This is a genomic window from Gimesia sp., assembly GCF_040219335.1.
Classification (GTDB): Bacteria; Planctomycetota; Planctomycetia; order Planctomycetales; family Planctomycetaceae; genus Gimesia.
Genome location: NZ_JAVJSQ010000007.1, coordinates 55410 through 75436 on the forward strand (window position 1 = coordinate 55410; position 20027 = coordinate 75436).

Annotated in this window: 13 protein-coding genes; 11 read left to right on the plus strand and 2 right to left on the minus strand. The window is 55.7% G+C overall.

Annotation, left to right across the window (positions count from 1 at the left end; all coding sequences use genetic code 11):
* Window positions 1-51: 51 nt before the first annotated feature.
* From RID21_RS07435 to RID21_RS07465, 7 genes are all read left to right on the plus strand, one after another.
* Window positions 52-3141 (plus strand): hypothetical protein, encoded by a 3090-nt coding sequence (locus RID21_RS07435; protein ID WP_350188026.1) that lies wholly within the window; start codon window positions 52-54, stop codon window positions 3139-3141.
* A 109-nt stretch (window positions 3142-3250) separates the two neighbouring features.
* Window positions 3251-4864 carry a DUF1570 domain-containing protein gene (locus tag RID21_RS07440; RefSeq protein ID WP_350188027.1) on the plus strand — a complete coding sequence of 538 codons (1614 nt, stop codon included), beginning with the start codon at window positions 3251-3253 and terminating at the stop codon, window positions 4862-4864.
* 283 nt (window positions 4865-5147) lie between these two features.
* On the plus strand, window positions 5148-6074 hold the full coding sequence (locus RID21_RS07445; RefSeq protein ID WP_350188028.1) for a DUF1559 domain-containing protein: 927 nt from the start codon (window positions 5148-5150) through the stop codon (window positions 6072-6074).
* Window positions 6075-6102: 28 nt separating this feature from the next.
* Complete coding sequence (locus RID21_RS07450) at window positions 6103-6513, plus strand: hypothetical protein (RefSeq protein ID WP_350188029.1); 411 nt, start codon at window positions 6103-6105, stop codon at window positions 6511-6513.
* A 193-nt stretch (window positions 6514-6706) separates the two neighbouring features.
* Window positions 6707-8224: an SGNH/GDSL hydrolase family protein gene (locus RID21_RS07455; protein WP_350188030.1), complete on the plus strand. Its 1518-nt coding sequence runs from the start codon at window positions 6707-6709 to the stop codon at window positions 8222-8224.
* Window positions 8225-8354: 130 nt separating this feature from the next.
* The gene (locus RID21_RS07460) at window positions 8355-10775 is read left to right on the plus strand and encodes a cytochrome oxidase (protein WP_350188031.1); all 2421 of its coding nucleotides are present in this window, start codon (window positions 8355-8357) and stop codon (window positions 10773-10775) included.
* Window positions 10769-12331 (plus strand): DUF7133 domain-containing protein, encoded by a 1563-nt coding sequence (locus tag RID21_RS07465; protein WP_502892605.1) that lies wholly within the window; start codon window positions 10769-10771, stop codon window positions 12329-12331. Before RID21_RS07460 ends, RID21_RS07465 begins: the two co-directional genes overlap by 7 nt.
* 261 nt (window positions 12332-12592) lie before the next feature.
* Here the strand turns inward: RID21_RS07465 and RID21_RS07470 are convergent, their stop codons facing one another.
* Complete coding sequence (locus RID21_RS07470; RefSeq protein ID WP_145035597.1) at window positions 12593-13126, minus strand: hypothetical protein; 534 nt, start codon at window positions 13124-13126, stop codon at window positions 12593-12595.
* A gap of 59 nt (window positions 13127-13185) precedes the next feature.
* A complete protein-coding gene (locus tag RID21_RS07475) occupies window positions 13186-14265 on the minus strand; it encodes an NHL repeat-containing protein (RefSeq protein WP_350188032.1) in 1080 nt (359 codons plus the stop codon).
* A 325-nt stretch (window positions 14266-14590) separates the two neighbouring features.
* Here RID21_RS07475 and RID21_RS07480 point away from each other — a divergent pair, with 325 nt between their 5' ends.
* From RID21_RS07480 to RID21_RS07495, 4 genes are all read left to right on the plus strand, one after another.
* The gene (locus RID21_RS07480) at window positions 14591-15493 is read left to right on the plus strand and encodes an efflux RND transporter periplasmic adaptor subunit (protein WP_350188033.1); all 903 of its coding nucleotides are present in this window, start codon (window positions 14591-14593) and stop codon (window positions 15491-15493) included.
* 31 nt (window positions 15494-15524) lie between these two features.
* Window positions 15525-17738, plus strand: coding sequence for a site-2 protease family protein (locus RID21_RS07485; RefSeq protein WP_350188034.1), 2214 nt, complete (start codon window positions 15525-15527; stop codon window positions 17736-17738).
* Between the two features lie 170 nt (window positions 17739-17908).
* Window positions 17909-18871, plus strand: coding sequence for a D-alanine--D-alanine ligase family protein (locus RID21_RS07490; RefSeq protein ID WP_350188035.1), 963 nt, complete (start codon window positions 17909-17911; stop codon window positions 18869-18871).
* Window positions 18872-19028: 157 nt separating this feature from the next.
* Entirely contained in the window at window positions 19029-20024 is a 996-nt protein-coding gene (locus tag RID21_RS07495; RefSeq protein WP_350188036.1) for a cell division protein FtsQ/DivIB, read from the plus strand.
* The last annotated feature ends 3 nt before the right edge of the window (window positions 20025-20027 follow it).

The following is a 20027-nucleotide window of genomic DNA, read 5'->3' on the forward strand; positions in this document are numbered from 1 at the left end:
TCCCTTTCGACTGTTCATCTCACTTAAGTAAGAAACGATTTCCTTTCATACATGACCGCAACCATTCGATATAACAGGAATGGATTGTTCGATCGCCTGATCGCCAACCGGACGCTGCTGACCTGGGTGACTATGCTGTCACTGACGGGGGCGTACCTGGTCTACGCGCAGGTCCTGCGGCGGGTCATTAATAGCACGGTCGTGCGGCAGGAGTTTCCCGAAGAGGTCTTTCAGTCTCCCGAATACGCGTCTGCCAATAACGAGCACGCCAAAACGTATCTGCCGGAAATTCCCTGGGCAGCCGACGCCCGCTACCAGTTCAAGGATGAAAACGTCTTCATCTACACTGAACGCTGGCAGCAGGAAGAGGAGAAACGGGCCGCCCGTCTGAAACCGTTCGCAATGCTGATGTTCGATCCCAAGAAAAAGGATTCGGAAAAGCCCTTCGCGCTGATGAGTGAAGAAGCACTGATCCGCTTCGAGCAGCCGTTCGGTATCAAACAGACCGACCCGGGCCATATGATCGCGGGCTCGCTGGAGGGCTTTGTAAAAATTACAGGACCCAACGGCCTGATCATTTACGGACGTAACTTCTTCTACGATGAATCGTCCATGAACATCTGGAGTGACAGTGAAGTTCGCTTCGCCTACGAGGAACACCGCGGTCGCGCGCGGGGCATTGAGATGAAGCTCATCCCCGCAGCCGTGAAACCGAAAGAACTCAAACCTGCGGCTGACGGGATTCGCGAAATCGTACTGCGACGCGATGTCTACATGGAGCTGGCGCTGAAGCAGGACAAAGAGCACGCATCAAAAAACCGCAGCCGGTTCGCCAAAGTGAAAAGCGCGGGAAGCTTTACTTTCAACCTGGAAACCAACCAGGGGACATTCCATAAAGATGTCCGCGTCTACCATCCCACTGGTCCTCAGCATGCGGATACGCTGGACTGTGATCAGCTGCAACTCCAGTTTGTCAGAAAAGAAGACCCCGACAATCCGACACCGGAGGCAGATAAGAAACCGGGCCACGCTTCCGGGAAGCTGCAGTTCCAGGAGCTCGTCGCTACAGGGGAAAATGTTGCGTTGGTCTCGCAGGAAAACCAGTTCTCAGGCCGCATGACGCGTCTCTCGTATAACGAAGCAACAAAAACGATCGTGCTTACCGATGAACGGTCGGTCGAAATTTATCAACAGGCGTCGAAACTCGAGTGTCCCAAGATCACCATCCATCAGGATGAAGAGGGCCGCGTGGAGACCGTGCTGTGTGAAGGTGCCGGCAAGGTGGACTACGTGGATCCGAGTACGGGTCAGTTGAGCGTTGCTGCCCAGTGGGCAAAGCTGATGAAGAAGTCGCGCGATCCCGAGACACAACTCGACATGGTGGAACTGGAACAGCAGTGTATCATCCGGCAGCCGGCTGAGGAATTCGCGCTGGCCGCACAGCAGATTCGTCTCTGGCTCAAAGGGGATCTGGGGGCATTGAAACAGAAAGACATGCTGCAGGAGGATCGTCAAGAGAATGCGAAAAAGACCGCGCAGAAAGTCGATCCGCACAAGATGATCGCCACCCAGGACGTCGCCATCTACAGTCCCCAGCTCCGCGGGAAAACGAAGCGGCTGGAAGTCTGGTTCGATGAAGCCACCGTGCCGACATCTGCTCCGAATGCCCCTGTCAGCAAATCCGTCGCGCCACAGAAATCTGCGATCCAACCGGCGGCGTTTGCCGTCGATGACACACCGGCTGGCCAGCAGGGCGGCAGGACTCCGCTGGGCCCGGAAAAGAAAGAACCTGAGCCGGTAATGGTCGTCTCCGATTTAATCAAACTACGCATGCAGAAAGACGAAGCAGGCAAAGCCGAAGTCTCCGAAGTCTGGACTGAAGGCAACGTCTCCGTCAAACAGCTGAATGAAACGCAGAAGCAGCCGATGCACATCACCGGCAACCAGATGCACATCCAGAACAAAGGCGAAAACGACCAGGTGCTGCACGTGATGGGCACTCCGGCGAAAATCAATGGCGGTGACTCCCAGATCGAAGGGGATGACATCTTCCTGTATCGACTGGCCAACCGGGCGGAAGTTCAGGGAAAAGGACTGCTGCTGCTTCCGGTCAAAGGGGGCAAGAAGTCGGCGGCCGGACTGCTCTCGGGCGCAGATGGAATCACCCAGGAACGTGGTCTGACCGGTGAGGTCCAGGAACAGGGTAATGACCAGGAGAACCTGCTCGAAATTCACTGGGATCAGGAAATGGTCTTTGATGGCATCACCGCGAACTTCTTCGGTAAGGTTCGTACCAACATGGGCGACAATCGCCTGCGGTGCCAGGAAATGGAAGTCATCCTCTCCGACCGGGTCTCGTTCACCGAGAAACAACCGGAAGGTCAGAAACCGACGGTGCACTTCATTACCTGTCGGGACGGCGTGGAAGTGGAAAGTAACGAGTACCAGGACAACCGGCTGATCGGTATCCGCCGCGCCAGCTTCTGGCAGATGAACGTGGATCAGAAAACCGGTAACGCAGAAGCCCGCGGTCCTGGCTGGCTGATTCTCTGGCGACGTGAAAATTCCAAGGAATCCAATCCCGAATCCCGGGTCTCGCAGGCCAACCTGCCACAGAAAACCGATACCGACAGCTGGAATTACACCCGCATCGACTTCAACGGCAAGATGTCCGGCAATGTCTCGCAGCGGAGCACCACCTTCGACGATCGCGTGCAGATCACCTACGGGGGCGTCAAACGTCCGCTGGATACGATCAACCCCGATCAGCTGCCTCCCAATGCAGGCTGGATGCGAAGTAACAGTCTGAAACTGATTCAACATGACATTGAAGGACAGAAGAAGAAATTCATCTCGATGCTGGCCAAGGGGAACGCCGAACTCGAAGGCAACGCCCTGGTCAAAAACAAGAAGACACCGACCAACCAGTCGTTCATTGCCCGCGCGGATACGATCAGCTATGACGAATCCAAAGACCTGTATATGATGCGTTCGTTCGGAAACCGGAAAGCCACGATCCGCCGCTATTCGCGTACCGGCAAAACTCCCAGCGCCCCTAACCAGGCCCAGCAGATTGAATTCGCCCCCTCTTACGATCGCGTCACATTACACGGCGTAACCGGGTTACAGGGACTTCCCTGATCGGTTCCCACCTCAAATTGCCGATAAATTCCTTTTTTCCTCTGCCTGACTCGCCTAAAATCGTATTAAGAGAGCCTGTTAAACTGTCCCCTAAGGAACACCGAAGACCATGCCTGATGTGAATCGACAATCTGCTGCAATCCCTTCAGGGGAGGTCCCCCGTCAGTGCCGGCAGACTGTCTTTTCCCTGCGAACTGCGGCCAAGGGGCTACTGTTATGTTGCGCTCTGCTTGTACTGGCCCCCGGGGCCGGGTGGGCACAGAATGCACGAGCCCTGGAAGTCTATCACAAGCAGTACAATGCACTGCGGGATCAGTTTCAGGATCAACTCAAACAACTGGCAACCAGTTGTCGGCAAAATCAGCAGCCCGAAGGCACCGAGGCCATTGCGACGCTCATCCAGGAGTGGAGTGAATTTGATCCCGACTCCTACACGCTGCCCCGCGAAGTTCAGCCAGACCTGCCGGCCAGTCTGCCTGCAGGGGAACGTATGTGGCGACTCAAATTAAAGAACCTGCAGGAAGATCAGGCCAACGACCTGTTCGTCTTCTCCCGCAAAGTGCTGTATGCCGGCTTCCCCAGTTTTGCCTACGACCTGATTCGGGAAACCGCTTACCACAATCCGGATCACCGTTCGGTCAGACAGATTCTGGGATACGTGCGGAACGGCGATGAATGGATGACGCCTTTTGAAAAAGAGATGCAGGATCACAGACAGAAATGGCATCCTCAGTTCGGCTGGCTCCCCACGACGCATATCGCCCGTTATGAACGCGGGGAACGCTATGTCAACGGACGCTGGATGTCAGCCGCCCAGGAAGCCGAGATCCGCCGCGATTTCCGTAACGCCTGGGAAATCAAAACCGAACACTTTCTGATCAAAACGAATCACAGCCTGGAAATGGGTGTGAAGCTCGCAACGGAAATGGAAGAATTCTATCGCTACTTCCATCAGACCTTCGCCGGGTTCTTCAACACTCCCGAACAGCTGAGAAGAATGTTTCAGGGCTCCCGCAATCCGTTTCGTCGCCAGAATCAACAACAGCACGTGATGCACTATTACAGCACCCGTCAGGAATACCTGCAGCGACTGCAGAAAGAAATTCCCCAGATCGCTCTCACCCACGGCATCTACCTGTTCGGCGATCGCATCTCCCACTTCTATTATAACCCGGAAGCGGAAGGAGACCTGGGAACGCTGTATCACGAAGCCACCCATCAGCTGTTCTATGAAACCGGCAACAGTCGAGGCAGCCGACAGGTCGGTGAGAAGAATCATTTCTGGGCCATCGAAGGCATCGCCTGCTACATGGAATCATTCGAGAAAAAAGGCAAGAAGTTAAAAGCCGGAAATCCAAATCATATCCGCTTCAATGCTGCCCGCTATCGTCTGCTGGAAGACCAGTATTACGTCCCCCTGGAAAAATTCGCCGCCATGGGACGCACCGCCTTTCAGGGCAGTCCCAATATCAGCCCCAACTACAGCCAGGCGTCGGGACTCTCGCATTTCTTCATGCACGCCAATCAGGGAGAATATCGGGACGCGTTCATTCAACAGATGACGCAGCTCTACAGCGAAAACCCGCGGCTTCGTAACAACGCGCAGAGCCTTCCGGAACTGACGGGGCTCTCCTACGAGGAGCTGGATCGCAAGTACCTGGCCTACTCGATGACGCTGCAGAAAGCGCTCGACGAACAGGCGCTCAACCTGCAATCCCGGTAACGCTCCGCTTCCGCAGCCTTGAGTGATACCCCTCCTCTCGCCGAATCTTTCTCTGGTAACTACTGGAGAACGAGGCGTTTACCTCATTTCTCTTGGAAGCCCCCGTTTGGTTTTTCCTTTCTCCTGGCTTCGCTTCAAATAAGAAATCCCTTATCCATATTGGATTTACGGCAGAATGTTCTTGCCATGATGACTGAGTGCTGCTTAGAATAATTAATGCGCTTAAATTATAGTTTAATTTGTTACTAATCATTTCTTAATTTCAATAAGGAAATTCTGGACCATGGCACTTGAGTTCAAGAAATATTCAAAACGAGGTTTTACCCTCATCGAGTTACTGGTGGTGATCGCGATCATCGCGATTCTGATCGCCCTGCTATTACCTGCAGTTCAACAGGCACGCGAAGCCGCCCGTCGGTCAACCTGCAAAAATAATCTCAAGCAATTGGGCCTGGCGTTGCATAACTATCACGATACACACCGAATCTTTCCTCCAGGTGATATCAATGCAGGTGGCTACGATGCAGGCTGGCTACCCGCGGGTTCCATGAGAAACCATACCGCATATATGTTTTTGCTGCCTTTCATTGATCAGGCTGCAATCTACAATGAAATCAACTTTTCTTTGCCGACAGGAAATTCAGACGGATCTGGAATCGGCGGTGGTGGTTACCAGACTGCAACCGAACGAAAAGTGATTGTCTTCCTCTGCCCCAGCGATGGCTATTCTGCAGGGCCTTATACATCCACTTCAGGCGCTTATGCGGTCCGTAACGCTTACCGTACCAGCTACAGTGTGCTTTACCCCTGGTATAATACGGGCACCTCTTACGATAATTATAACGATATGACTCGCAAATCTGTCTTTGGTCATAATGGGGCAGCACGTCTGCGTGATATTCAGGATGGAGCAAGTAACACGATGTGTATGATGGAGACTCCGTTAGAAAAGCAAAGCGCATTAAGAGGCCCATTCTGGTCTGGCTATGTTGCTACTGGTGCTGTCGCTGCTGGATACAGAAAAATCAATGCTCCCTACAGTGCAACCGATGATCGAGTCGACTGGTATACCCCTGGAAGTGAACACGTTGGTGGGTGTCATATTTTGCTGACAGACGGTGCCGTCAGATTTATCAGTGAAAACATTGATTTCGAGACCCAGAAAGCCCTCGGGTCGATTCGAGGCGGTGAAGTAATTGGAGAATTCTAAACCCCTCTAAATTTAGATGAGCATTTTCATGTATTTAAAAAAGACGCGTTATATTTTTGCTAACCTGATGACAGTTACCTTCCTGCTTACAGGTTGTTCGGGTGAATCGGGGGATACTCCACCTTTAGGTGAAGTCACTGGTAAAATTACTCTCGATGGTAAACCTCTAACCGATGCCAGCGTCACTTTTGAACCAAAATCGGGGGCCCCTTCGTTGGGTAAAACCGATGAGACGGGCTCTTATGTGCTGGCATACAGTCAGGATCATCTGGGAGCCATTCCCGGTCAACACACGGTTCGCATTTCCAAGTTTGGTGAACCCGGTTCACCCAATGACACAGAAGATCAGGTGCCTGACAAATTTAATAAAAGTTCCCAACTCACCGCTGAAGTCAAAGAGGGAAATAATACTGTGAACTTCGATCTGGAATCCAAGTAGCGTCAAACCGGTTCCCGAAGTCGTTTCACTGCATCACACAGGCGATGCTCCCCCGGGGGCATCGCTTTTTTGTGCGCCGGAAAGGATTCCCCTGCCGACATTCGTTCTGGACCCACGGTTTGTCGTCGGGTACGATGAGGGAACTCTCTGCTTTTCTGCGTCCCTGCATCATCAGCCGCTCAAGAACACTCCGATGAACCAGACAGGCGATCCACAACCCGAACCGCGCCCCGCGCAGCCAAAGACACGGCACCCTGTGCTGTTTCGCACGCTGGCAGTGCTATTGGGGCTCATCTTCATTGGTCTGCTGGAAGGGGGGCTCCGCCTGGGTGGCGTTCAGCCACTGCCGCACAGCCAGGATCCTTTCATTTCTTTCAGCGAAGACTCCACCCTGTTTGTCAAAAATGCTGACGGGACGACATACCAGATCTCTGCCGACCGCAGCGATTTCTTCCGTCCGCAGCAGTTCCCGGTCAACAAAGGGAAAGACACGTTCCGCGTGTTCGTCCTCGGCGGATCAACCGTGCAGGGACGTCCGTATGCCGTCGAAACCTCATTTACCAACTGGCTGAAAATCAACCTGCAGGCCGCTGACCCTGCGCGGAAATTTGAAGTCGTCAACTGTGGCGGCGTCTCCTATGCCAGCTATCGCCTGGTACCAATCCTGCGGGAAGCGTTGCGCTACGAACCCGATCTGTTCATCGTCTACAGCGGACACAATGAATTTCTGGAAGACCGTTCCTACTCCCGTCTGAAACATCAACCCGAACTGCTGCTGCAGACCGAGAGTGCCCTGCTGGACCTGCGCCTGGCATCAGTGATTCAAAGCCTGCTTCCCGACTCACAACAGAGACCGCAGGCAACGGAAAAATCAGAAAACGTGCTCGAAACCGATGTCAACGCGCTGCTCGACTTTCGACAGGGACTGGAACAGTACCACCGCGATCCGGAACATCGCCGGGCCATTATGGTCCACTATGAATTCAACATGCGTCAGATGATTCTGCTGGCGCAGCAGGCCGGCGTTCCCCTGCTGCTGGTCAATCCGGTCAGCAATCTGAAAAACTGCATTCCCTTTAAAAGCGAATTCGCTTCGCGCCTCACCGCAGCAGAACGCGACGAGGTGAATGCACTCTGGAAGTCCGCCGACGAATGCAGCTGGGACGAGGCAGAGCAGAAAATGAACTACTGGCAACAGGCCCTGCGTATAGACGACACACACGCCAGCCTGGTGTATAGCGTGGGAAAAACCTGTGAATACCTGAAACGCACTGACGACGCGCGTCACTGGTTCATCAAGGCCAAAGAAGAAGACATCTGCCCGCTTCGCATGCTCGAACCGATGCACGACACCCTTTTCCAAGTGGCGAAACAGTACGATGTCCCCGTCATCGATGCCCGCCGGTTGTTCGAACAGAAAACACCGGACGGCATTCCCGGCAGCGAACTGCTCGTCGATCATGTGCATCCCAGTATCGAAGGCCACCAGTTGATCGCCGATGCGATCTATGAAACCATGTGCGATCTGCAGTTCATCTCTTCCCCTCCCGACTGGAAGACCACCCGCAATCGTTTGCGACAGGAACAGCTGGAGTCACTCAACCAGGAATATTTTCTGCGTGGCGCGAAGCGTCTCAGTCGTCTAAAGGGTTGGGCCCGCGGTCAAAGCACGCTCGCTCCGCCCGGCACGACGCAAACCCATACAAAATGAACGCGTTCTCTGATTGCTTCCGGTCTACCGCTGCTTTATGATCGAACTACCTGCCTGAATTACAGTTGCGATTCGCGCATCCCATTGAGAACCGGCCCCGACTGCAGCCCACAGAGAAAGAGACCGTTCAATGAATCAACGAAGGACCTGCCTGGTGACAGGACTTTTGTGCCTGATCATGGGCCATTCCCTGCTTGCCGCTCCTGATGCGGCCCCCTTTGTTTCCGGTTACGACCGCTTCGGACGTCATGCAGAACTTCCGAAAGGGACCGCAGGCCGACTGTTGATCAGTGAACTGAGCTGCGCCGCCTGTCATCCCACATCACAGTCTACCCTGCAGCCCAAGGGTGGTCCTCGACTCGATGGCGTCGGCAATCGTCTGCAGCGGAAGTGGGTTACAGAATTCCTGTCCGCCCCGCAGGTCACCAAAGCCGGCACCACGATGCCCGACGTCCTGCACGGTCTGCCTGCAAACGAAAAAGAATCCACCATCCAGGCCCTGACCGCGTTTCTGATGTCCCAGCAGAAACCGTTTCCCACGATCAAAGCCACCGGCGCCAATCCGGTCCCCTACGAATTCTGGAATAAAGGGAATCTGGCGCGGGGCCGCGAACTCTATCACAAAATCGGCTGCATCGCCTGTCATGAAACCGATGTGGACTACGAACCAGGCGAAACCAAAATTTCGCCCAACGACAAGCTGCTGGCTCAGCTCGATCCCGAAGACATCAAAGAGCTCGGACTCGCTGCAGCAGTCCGTCCGGTGAATTCGGTTCCTCACCCGGATCTCCCGGCGAAGTACACGCCACAGGCTCTGACTTTTTTCCTGCTCAATCCGGAACAGACGCGCCCCGCCGGTCGCATGCCCCAGTTGAAACTCGCCGCTGTGGAAGCAGCAGACATCGCTGCCTACCTGCTCCGAGATCAGCAACCCGGGTCCGCGACAGCTGCTACCAGCAGTGACTCTGCAGAACTGATCGCCGCCGGCAAGAAACGGTTTATCGAACTCAGATGCGTGAACTGCCATCAGGTCGACCAGTTGAAACCGACGTTCTCTGCCCGGCCTCTGATCCAGCTACAGGCGACCGCCGCTGCCAGCTGTTTTCACAATCCCCAACAGAAGATGCCCGCCTATCCTCTGGATGAACTCCAGCAGACCGCGATCAAAGAATCTCTCGCCGCTCTGAAGCAAAAACAAAATCCAGCTGCGGCAAACCAGCTGGCCTTTCAGCTCCTGCAGTTCAACTGCTATGCCTGCCATGAACGTGACAAACAGGGGGGCGTCGGTTTTAACCGGAAACCGTACTTTGAAACCGCCGGTCATGTCGACCTGGGTGATGAAGGTCGGATTCCCCCCACGCTGACAGGCATCGGCTTCAAGCTGCAGAAGGGTTGGCTGTCGAAGGTTCTCAAAGGCAAAGGGGACATTCGACCGCACATGCACGCCCGCATGCCGATCTTCTCGGGTAAGCAGATTGCAGCGCTCCCCAATCAGTTTGAGAAAGTCGATCGTCCACAAAAGCGATCTGAAGCGGACGTCTTCCCTCAACATGCGCAGCTCGCCCCCGCTGGTCGCAGCATGCTGGAGACCGGCTGTATTCAGTGTCATCCGATCCGGGGCGAAAGTATGCCGGGCGTGGTTGGCACGGACCTGGGCGAGGTCACCAGTCGCGTGCATTCCCAGTGGTTTCATGACTTCCTGCTTGATCCCGCGTCCCTCAAAGAGCGTACCCGCATGCCGACCTTCTTCCCCGATGGCAAGAGCCAGAACAAGGATGTGCTCAACGGGGATGTAGAGCAACAGATCGCCGCGATCTGGGCGTACCTCAAAGCGGGAGACAAACAGCCGCTGCCGGAAAAGATTCTCGCTGCCAAGTCGAAAAACTACGAATTGGTGCCCGACAAAAAGCCGATCATCCTGCGAACATTCATGCAGGACGCAGGCACACATGCGATCGCCGTGGGGTTCCCGCAGAAAGTCCACGTTGCCTTCGACGCCGAACAGGTTCGCCCTGCGGTGGCCTGGAAGGGACGCTTCCTCGACGCACAGGGAACCTGGTTCATCCGCTTTGCCCCACCGGCAGATCCGCTGGGTGATGCACTGATGCAGTTTCCCGCAGGGCCACCGGTCGCCTTACTCAAACAGACAGAAGAGGCCTGGCCTGAATCGAAACCGGGAACGAGTGCCCTGCAGTTCCGCGGCTATCGCATCGACAAACAGGGCGTGCCCACGTTTCTTTACCGCTACCAGGGAATTAACATCGAAGACCGCCTGGAAGCGACTGACAAACAGACACTGAAACGACGGCTGACCATCAAGGCCGGCTCACAAGCCAAGTCTGCCGGCACGCTCTGGTTCCGCGGTCTGACGGGGAAGAACCTGAAAACCGTTGATCCGACCACGCGACAAAATGAAGACGGCCTGCGTGTCTCCGTTGCAGAAGCCTTCGCCAAAGCAGGTGAAGAACGAACCCGAGACAAGCTCAGCGAATGGCTGATCCCCGTGCCCCTGACAGAAGACACCACGATTGAGGTGACATACCAATGGTAAAATACATTTTCTGCCTGCTCACACTGTTCTGTCTGACCAGCGTCCTGACGAATACCAACGCGTATGCGGAGAGTGAAGACGATTATTACCGCATCGTCTCCATCATGACCCCCAAAGCGCAGACCGAGTCGCGTTCGAAAAACTGGAAGCCGGCCCCCGGTGATCTGGTGCTGGAAGTCAGCGGCATCGCGGTCCTCGACGATCAGCGTATCGCGGTTGCCATCCGCAAGGGGGAGATCTGGATTCTGGACGGCGTCTATGACGAGCCTCCCAAAAACGTGACGTATAAACGGTTCGCCACCGCCCTGCATGAGCCGCTGGGACTGATCTGGAAAGACGGTGCCTTCTATACGGTGCAGCGGAGCGAGCTGACGCGGATTCGCGATACCGACGGCGATGGAACCGCCGATGAATACCTGACCGTCGCCAAAGGCTGGGGCGTCACCGGGCACTACCACGAATACGCTTACGGACCGAAGCTCGATCACGAGGGCAACCTGTGGCTGACACTCAATATCGGGCTGGGACTGAAAAAAGAACACAAGGCCCGAGCCGTCAAAGATCCGACGCTCGGCTTTGCCCAGGGACGCTGGCGCGGCTGGGGGATGAAGGTTACCCCCAACGGAGAACTGGTTCCCGTCTGCGCCGGCATGCGTTCGCCTGCAGGGATCGGCGTGAACCGGGCCGGCGATGTGTTCTACACCGATCAGCAGGGGAACTGGGTCGCCACGAATACGCTGCATCACATGCGCAAAGGGGCCTTCTTTCATCACGTGGAAGCACTCGCCTCGATGGGCCTCCCGGGCTCACCCATTCAGGGTGTGAAAGCGATTCCCAACGGGCTCCCCTTCCCCGATGCGATCAAACAAATGCCGCAACTCAAACCGCCTGCGGTCTGGTTTCCCTACAAAAAAGCGGGACAGTCCACGACCGATGTCATGCTCGATAACAGTGGCGGCAAGTTCGGCCCGTTCGATGGTCAGTTTTTCGTCGGCGAATTCACCCAGGCCGCCATCAACCGCGTCTTCCTGGAACAGGTCGACGGTGAATACCAGGGTGCCTGCTTCCCTTTCCGGGAAGGGTTCGCCTCAGCGGTTCTGCGTCTGGCTCAGGGAACCGATGGCAGCATGTTTGTCGGTCTGACCAACCGGGGTTGGAGCAGTCTCGGGACGGCGTCCTACGGCTTACAGCGTCTGGTCTGGACGGGTAAGACGCCCTTTGAAATCAAGGAAATGCGGGCGAAACCCGATGGCTTCGAACTGGTCTTCACGCAACCCGTCGATCCGAAAACCGCGATGGATCCCCGGTCGTATCTGATGAAAAGTTACACCTACACTTACCATTCATCCTACGGCAGCGATGAAATTCTGAACCGGGAACTCCCCCTTGAACAGATCACGGTCTCGGAAGATGGCACCCGGGTCCACCTCAAAGTGAACGACCTGCGAGAACTGTATGTGCACGAACTGATCGCCGCTGGTGTGAAAAACAAAGCCGGTCAGTCACTGCTGCATCCACAGGCCTATTACACGCTCAATAAGATCCCCAAAGAGTAAATGAGATCCTGGAACTACTCGTGTGCGTCTCCTCTGGCAGCTTCCTGTTGCCTGCAGCAGTATGTTCTATCGCGTAGAGCCCTGTGTGGCTACCCGCAGAGCGAGTCTGTCTGCGTTTGGTAGTACGAATATTTGAGAAAGCTACCTTCGTTGCCTGCATAACGGTCGAGACTCGCCAGGCGGGCGGACACACAGGTACCGCCCCTACGCCTGATTACATCTCGAAACGTGTCAACCCAGATTCAAATTACAACGACCCCGCTAATTCAGAAAACCGCGTTCGCGTAATTCCTGAATGTTACCCGGGGCACTCTCCCAGACCCGTTCGGCGGCGTAACGCATGATGGCGATGCCTCCCATGCCGGGCGGTGCACTGAGGATCGCGGTGTGCTCTTCCTCTTCGTCGTCCAGCTGTTTATTCAGCTTGTCAACCGCTTCCTCGACGCTGTCGCTGACGATCCGTTCGGGTCCGCTGGTGTTGGAGAACTTCAGATTGGAAAAGCCTGCCGTCCGCGAGAGCAGGAACGCAGCCAGGTCCGCCTCTTCCTGCTCTTCAAAAAAGTTGCGGAACTCGGGCTCCATCGAATCGGGAGTGATGATCATCGCCCGCGTGATCAGGACTTCCCCTTTGCGGACTTTGACCGTCGCCCCGGGTTCGGGCGCGCCGGTCACCAGGTAGTAAGGAAGCTGCTGATCTCCAAACGTAAACAGGGAGAAATTCACGGGACGCTCAATCCGTACTGCAGTCCAGATTTCGAAGAAGCGCTGCTCATCGAACTCGTGAGAAAAATTCATCAGGTTCCAACCGGGGTGAAGAGATTAAAGCGTGTGTGAACCTCAGGATCAAAGTCGGATCAGCTGACTTTCTTGAGTTTGCTGATCCGGCCCGTCGAGACCCATTCGGTGACAAAAATATTACCCGCCTGATCAAAGCAGGCATCGTGGGGATGCACGAAGCGACCGGCTTCCCACTGATCGGGCTGCGTGCGAATCTTAAAACCATCCAGCACGCGGTTCGTCCAGTCCTGATCATAGCCCAGGTGAGTGATTACCTGGTTCTGTTTATCGAACAGGGTCACCCGGGCATGCAGATCGGAGACCAACATGATGTCTCCCTGGATGTCAATGTCCGCCGGAAAGCTGACTGTGTTGACAAAGCCCAGGTGTTTACCATCCAGGCTGAAATACTGGAGCCGATGATTGGCCCGGTCACAGACGGCGATCTTAGGTGTGCCATCGCGGGTATCAAGCCACATGCCGTGCGGTGTTTTCATTTTGCCCGCTTCGGTGCCGCTGCCTCCCCAGAAAAACTCGGGCTTCCCGTCGCTCGTGTATTTGTGAATGTAGTGGGAGCCGTAACCATCGCCGACATAAAATCCCCCATCGGGGGCGAAGGCAATGTTGGTGGGACTGTAGCGTTGTTTGGCGTCCTGATAATGCGCGGGCGCAGCGGGTCGTCCAATCTTCCAGACGACTTCCCCTGTGAGACTGGTTTTAGCAACGATACCGTGCTTCACATCAGAGAGATACAGGAATTCCTCGTTGCCTTCCTTGCGGACGTCGATGCCGTGACCGCCGCCGTGATATTCCTTTCCGAAAGAGCGGACGAATTTCCCAGCGGCGTCAAACACCACGATGGCATCCAGGGGCGTCTTTGCGCGGGAGCGATGTTTGATATAAATCAGACCGGCTTCGTCGACACAGACGCCGTGTGTCTCTCCCCACTTGATGTGCTTCGGGGTACCGCCCCACCCGTGCGTGACTTCATACTGAAACGCGCCTTCTCCGACAAGCGGCGGCTTAGTGCCTGCTTTGTCGTCAGCCCCCAGAATCGCGGGAGCAAAAAAACTGCCGGCAACCGCGACCCCGGCGGTTTTCAAAAATGTGCGGCGGGAATCAAAGTGAGCAGAACAAGCGGTGGAACGTTGAGTCATGAGCAGACGACCTGAATCGGGAAAGATTTCTGGCAAAATACGTGAGGTTCACGTAAGACAAGGAGGGCCCATCCTCCTGATCTTAACGGACGGAATGTGGTCACCTCAATTGTGGATCGGAAAAAATAGGGTATTCTGACAATGTTCTCCACGCCAGGCTGCTCAGTTTACCTCCAGTCGGGCGGTCCGCCCCCGATTAAGATGGTCTTTAAGCAGTGAATGTGATATGAGACAATTCCGCCGGAAAACGTGTGTTTTCGGTGCTTTGTTTCACGTTAGCAGAATTCAAGCTCACTGCTTTCCTGATAAAAGGAAGAGAATCACCATGAACCGGTTGTGTGCCTCAATCTGTTTGTTCACCACCCTGGCTGGTCTGCAGATCGCCGCGCCGCTGGCCCTGTCCGCGGATGAACGTGCAGCGGCGGACGCACCGCTGCGCATCGACTCGGTGCTGGTGACCGTCATTGAGCAGGTCGAAGTCCCCGCGCGGGAAGTCGGGCAGTTGACCAACCTCAGAGTCCGGGAAGGCATGACCATCGAACGGGGCACCCTGCTGGCCCAGATTGAAGACTCCGAAGCCAAGCTGCTGCTCAAACAGGCACAACTGGAATACGAAACCGCGCAGCTCAAAGCGGAGAACGACGTCGATCTTCGGTTCGCCCGTAAATCGCATGAAGTGGCGAACGCGGAACTGCAGCGGGCCAAAGATTCAATCCAGAAATACCCGAAGAGCATCTCGAAAACCGAACTGGATCGTCTGCAGCTGACCGCAGAGAAAGCAGAGCTGGAAATCGAACAGGCAACCGAAGAAGCGAAGACCGCGCAACTGGAAGCGAAACTGAAACGGAACGCGGAAGAGATCGCAGCTTTGGCTGTGGAAAAGCGGAAAGTGGTTTCCCCGATTGACGGGATGGTGGTGCAGATCATGACCCGGACCGGAGAATGGGTGCGTCCGGGTGAAACCGTGATGCGGTTGCTGAAGCTCGATCGTCTGCGGGCAGAAGGCTTGATCAACTTGTCACTGCTGCAGGAACGGGATCTGAATGACCGTCCCGTGGTGCTGCTGGTCAACCCGGGCACGAAGCAGGAGCAGAAGTTCCAGGGCAAAATTTCATTCGTCAGTCCCGAGATCAATGCGGTCAATAACCAGACTCGTGTCTGGGCCGACATCGAAAACCCGAACCTCAAACTGAAACCAGGCATGCGTGCCTCGCTGATCATTCAATAAACTTCCGCGACTGAGAAGGCGGTCCTCCCTCATGTCTATCGGCGCCCAGAACTATTCGAACCAGTCCCTGCACCTGCGAATGCGGGCCGACCTGCAGGTGCAGCCGCTCCAGTTTGGCGGCAAGACGTACTGGGGCATCAAGGATCCGTTTTCGCTCCAGTACTATCAGCTGAGGGACGAGGAATACTTCATCCTGAAACAGCTGGACGGCGTGGCTTCGTTCGAAAGCATCCGCAGGCAGTACGAAAAAAAATTCCTGCCTCAGAAACTGGAAGCCTCACACCTGCAGGGCTTTTTATCGCGACTGCACGAAGCAGGGCTGATTCTGGCCGATGCGTTCGGGCAGGGTGAAATCCTGCTGGAACGTCAGACACAGAAACAGAAACAAGCCCGGCGGGCCCGCTGGATGAATCCGCTGGCCATTCGCTTCCGGGGCGTTGACCCGCATCGACTGCTAACCTGGCTGCAGCCGGTCGCGGCGCTCTGTTTTACTCCCTGGTTTCTGCTGGCGACGCTGCTGCTATTCGTCTCGGCGGTGACGCTCGTCTTCACTCACTTCGATGCTGTTGTCGCCCAACTGCCCGAGTTCACCACCTTTTTTGAAGCAAAGAACCTGGTGCTGCTCGGGGTCAGTCTGGCGCTGGTCAAGATCCTGCACGAACTGGGTCACGCCCTCGCCTGCCGGCACTTTGGCGGGGAGTGTCGCGAAATGGGCGTCATGCTGTTGGCCTTCATTCCCTGCCTGTACGTCAACGTGAGTGATGCGTGGACGATGCCGCAGAAGTGGCACCGGATCATCGTGAGCGCGGCGGGCATCCTCGTAGAACTGATCATTTCATCGCTCTGCGTATTTCTCTGGTGGTTTACGTATCCCGGCCTGTTTCATTCGCTCTGTCTGAATATTGTCTTCGTCTGTTCGGTGAGTACGCTGCTGCTCAACGGCAATCCGCTGCTCCGCTACGATGGCTACTACATCCTGCTGGACCTGGTCGAAGTGCCGAACCTCAGGCAACGGGCCCAGACCATTGTTTCCAACCGCGTGCATCATTTTTTCTTCGGACACAAGGCAGACACCCTGCTCCGCGAACCGCGACGGCTGCGGCGTTTTCTGTTTGCCTACGGCGTCGCTTCGGCGATTTACCGTTGGCTGGTTGTGTTTCTGATTGTGTCCGTCTGTTATTATGTACTGGAACCCTACGGCTTGGAAATCATCGCGCAGGTCCTGGGAGCCTTTGTCTTTTTGGGAATGCTGATCGTGCCCGTGAAATCCGGAATCAAGGAAATTCAGACTTACGCGAATGCGGGCCGCATCGACGGCGGTCGCTTTGTCCGGCGTGCGGCACTGGTCATTCTGATCCTGATGGGGCTGCTGCTGATTCCCTTCCCGCATCGCATCTCCGCTCCGGCACTGATTGAATTGCAGGATGCGAACCATGTCTACGTCACGTCCCCGGGGTTTGTCACTTCCATCGCCAGGCCGCAAACAAGTGTCGAACCGGGTGCACTCATCGCCCGCCTGCAGAACGATCAGATCGATCTGGAAATTCTCAAGCTCAAAGGACAGATCAGCGAACAGCAGATCCGCATCACCACGCTCAAGACGCGACAGGTCGACGATCCCGATGCCGCCCGCGAACTGCCCACCGCCGAGGAACAGCTGACCGATCTGAAAGACCAGCTCGCACAACGACTCACCGATCAACGGCGGCTCACCCTGACTGCCCCTGTGCGAGGCACGTTGATTCCCGCTCCGCGTACACCCGCACCTGCCGATGCAGCGGAGCTGCCGGACTGGGTCGGCTCTCCCTTCGATGCGGATAACCAGCACTGCTTTCTGAAGCGGGGGACCTGGCTCTGTTCGCTGGGAAATCCCCGCGCGTTGCAGTCCAGCCTGATCGTGGATCAGGAGGACGTCGAATATGTGCAGGCCGGACAGATCGTGCGGATTCTGCTCGACGAATATCCGGATCAGGTCATCACAGGCACGATCGACGACATCGCGGAGATTGATCTCGAAGATCTGCACCCCAACCTGATTCACCGGGAAGAGGTGATTACCGAAGTCGATGCCGAGGGCAAGCAGCGGCTCAGCAGCACATCCTATCTGGTGCGGGTCAAACTGGATGTGACGGACGAACAGCCCGTGATTCACGCTTCCGGACAGGCTAAAATCGTGGTTGCCCCGGAATCACTGGGGAAAAAGGCTTATCGCGGTCTGCGTAAGACCTTTCGGTTGCTGCAATAAAGCACACCCCAGTACTCCCTCTTTGCCTATTTTTACATCCACTATTCTTACAAGATCACCATTTGCAGATTGGTGACCAACTGCTAGAATCCCGCGAATCTTTGAAGATCTCAGAATTTCAACGTTGAAAATCCAAGCGATATTATGGCCGGAAGCAAGGAGGCGACCCGATGAGCCATTCACCAGCACAACCCTCGACCCTTTTAAACATTGTGGTACTTGCCGGCGGGGAATCTGCCGAAAGTGACATCAGCCTGAAGAGTGGCGAGAACGTGTCGCGCGCGTTGACTGCGCGAGGACATCAGGTGGTGACGGTCGATCCTTCCCTGGTCGATCTGGAAACTTATGACTGGTCAACCTGCGACGTCGTGTTCCTGGCATTGCACGGAACCTACGGCGAAGATGGCACCATCCAGGCCACACTCGAACGCTTAGGTGTTCCCTACTCCGGCTGTGATGCTCCCACTTCCAAGCTGGCCTTCAGTAAGTCGGCCTCCAAGGAACGTTTCATTCAGCAGAATGTGAGCACTCCTTCCTACGTATTGATCCACGAATCAGACGACGCCCAGCGGATCGAACAGCATGCCCGCTGCATGGGTTATCCGCTGGTGGTCAAGCCAGACGCCCAGGGCTCCAGCCTCGGGGTGACCATTGTTCAATCGCCCGAAGAACTGCCGCAGGCGCTGTCCCGCTGTTTTCATTATGACTCTTTCGGCATTATGGAGTCGGCAATCGCGGGTACAGAGTGGACCGTCAGCCTCGTCGATGACGACGTGCTGCCTTTGATTCAGATCGAAACGCCTCACGAATTTTTCGACTACGAAGCCAAGTACCTGGAAGACTCGACTCAGTATCACTTCGAGTTCCAGCAGACGACGAACGTGATTCAGTCGATCATTAAAACGGGCGTCGGTGCCTGCCAGGCACTGGGCACGAGCGGCATTGTACGGGTCGATATCCTGCTGGATCGCTTTCAGCAGCCCTGGGTACTGGAAGTAAATACCATTCCCGGCTTCACCGACCATTCGCTGGTCCCCAAAGCGGCCGCCCGGGCGGGTCTCGACTTTGGCGAATTGTGCGAACGGGTCCTGCTCAGCCGCCTGGCGAAAGTCACTACCCGCCCGCAAAACTGACAAAGTTTACCCAGACGGCCTGTGCCCGGCGGGAATTCTGGCTTTTCTGTGGTGTACCACAACTCGCGCTGCTTGAGATTGCGATAATGTTAATGCAGGGGAAGGTGCGCTGAGGTTGCGTCGCGCGCACCAGAATGGAACATATCAGTCAGAGCTCATGAGTCGCAAAGCATCCAAAAAGAAGCCGACGAAGAAAAAAGTCCCGGCTAAAAAACAGGTCGCAGAGATCGAAGAAGAAGAGGAAGTGCTGGACGAAGAACGGTCCGCGCTGAGCCCCGCGCGACTGGTCCGCCTGCTGTTTCGTCCCAAGGTGCTTTTGATTCTGGCAGTGGGAATTACCATCTGGTTCTTTTCGCAGAAGCTCAAGGATCAGCTTCCCGATCTGGCAGAACAGGAACAGTACCAGATTGAAACCCGCAGTCTGTCGCTGATTCCCGCACCTCCCCACTACGTCCCCATTGATCTGGTCGATCAGGTGATCAAACGCAACCAGCTGCCGGAGAAGGTCTCGCTGCTCGATAGGGATCTGGTCATCAAGGTGGCAGAAGCATTCCAGAAACATCCCTGGGTACAAAAAGTGGTCTCGGTTCGGAAGACGAGTACGGTCGAAGTCGAGCTGCAGTTCCGTAAGCCGGCGGCGATGGTGGCATTCAAAGAGCGACTGTTACCCGTCGACAACGCGGGCGTCCTGCTGCCTCCAGAAGACTTTTCGGTCTCCGATGCCCGCCGCTATCCTGTGATTACCGGCGTTGAATCGGTTCCCGCGGGACCTCCTGGAAATGCCTGGGGGGATGTCACCGTCACCGGTGCTGCCCAGCTGGCTGAAGCGCTCTCGCCGCACTGGAAGGAACTGGAGATCGTCGCTATTGCCGCGCCTCCCCGCCTGAGCGAAGCGAGTACGCTGGACGATCTGATCTTCCGGTTGATCACCGCAGGCGGTTCGGAGATTGTCTGGGGTCGCTCCCCCAAGAGCCAGCGACGGGGAGAGCTCCGCGTCGACCAGAAGATCGGCAAGCTGGAAAAATACCATCGGGATTACGGCGGGTTTGATCGGCCACACGGTCCGTATGAAATCGACATCCGCCACTGGCAGGAAATTTCCCGCCGCCCGCTGCGGCAGCAGAGTCACCGCCGAACTTTGATGCGCCGCTGAATC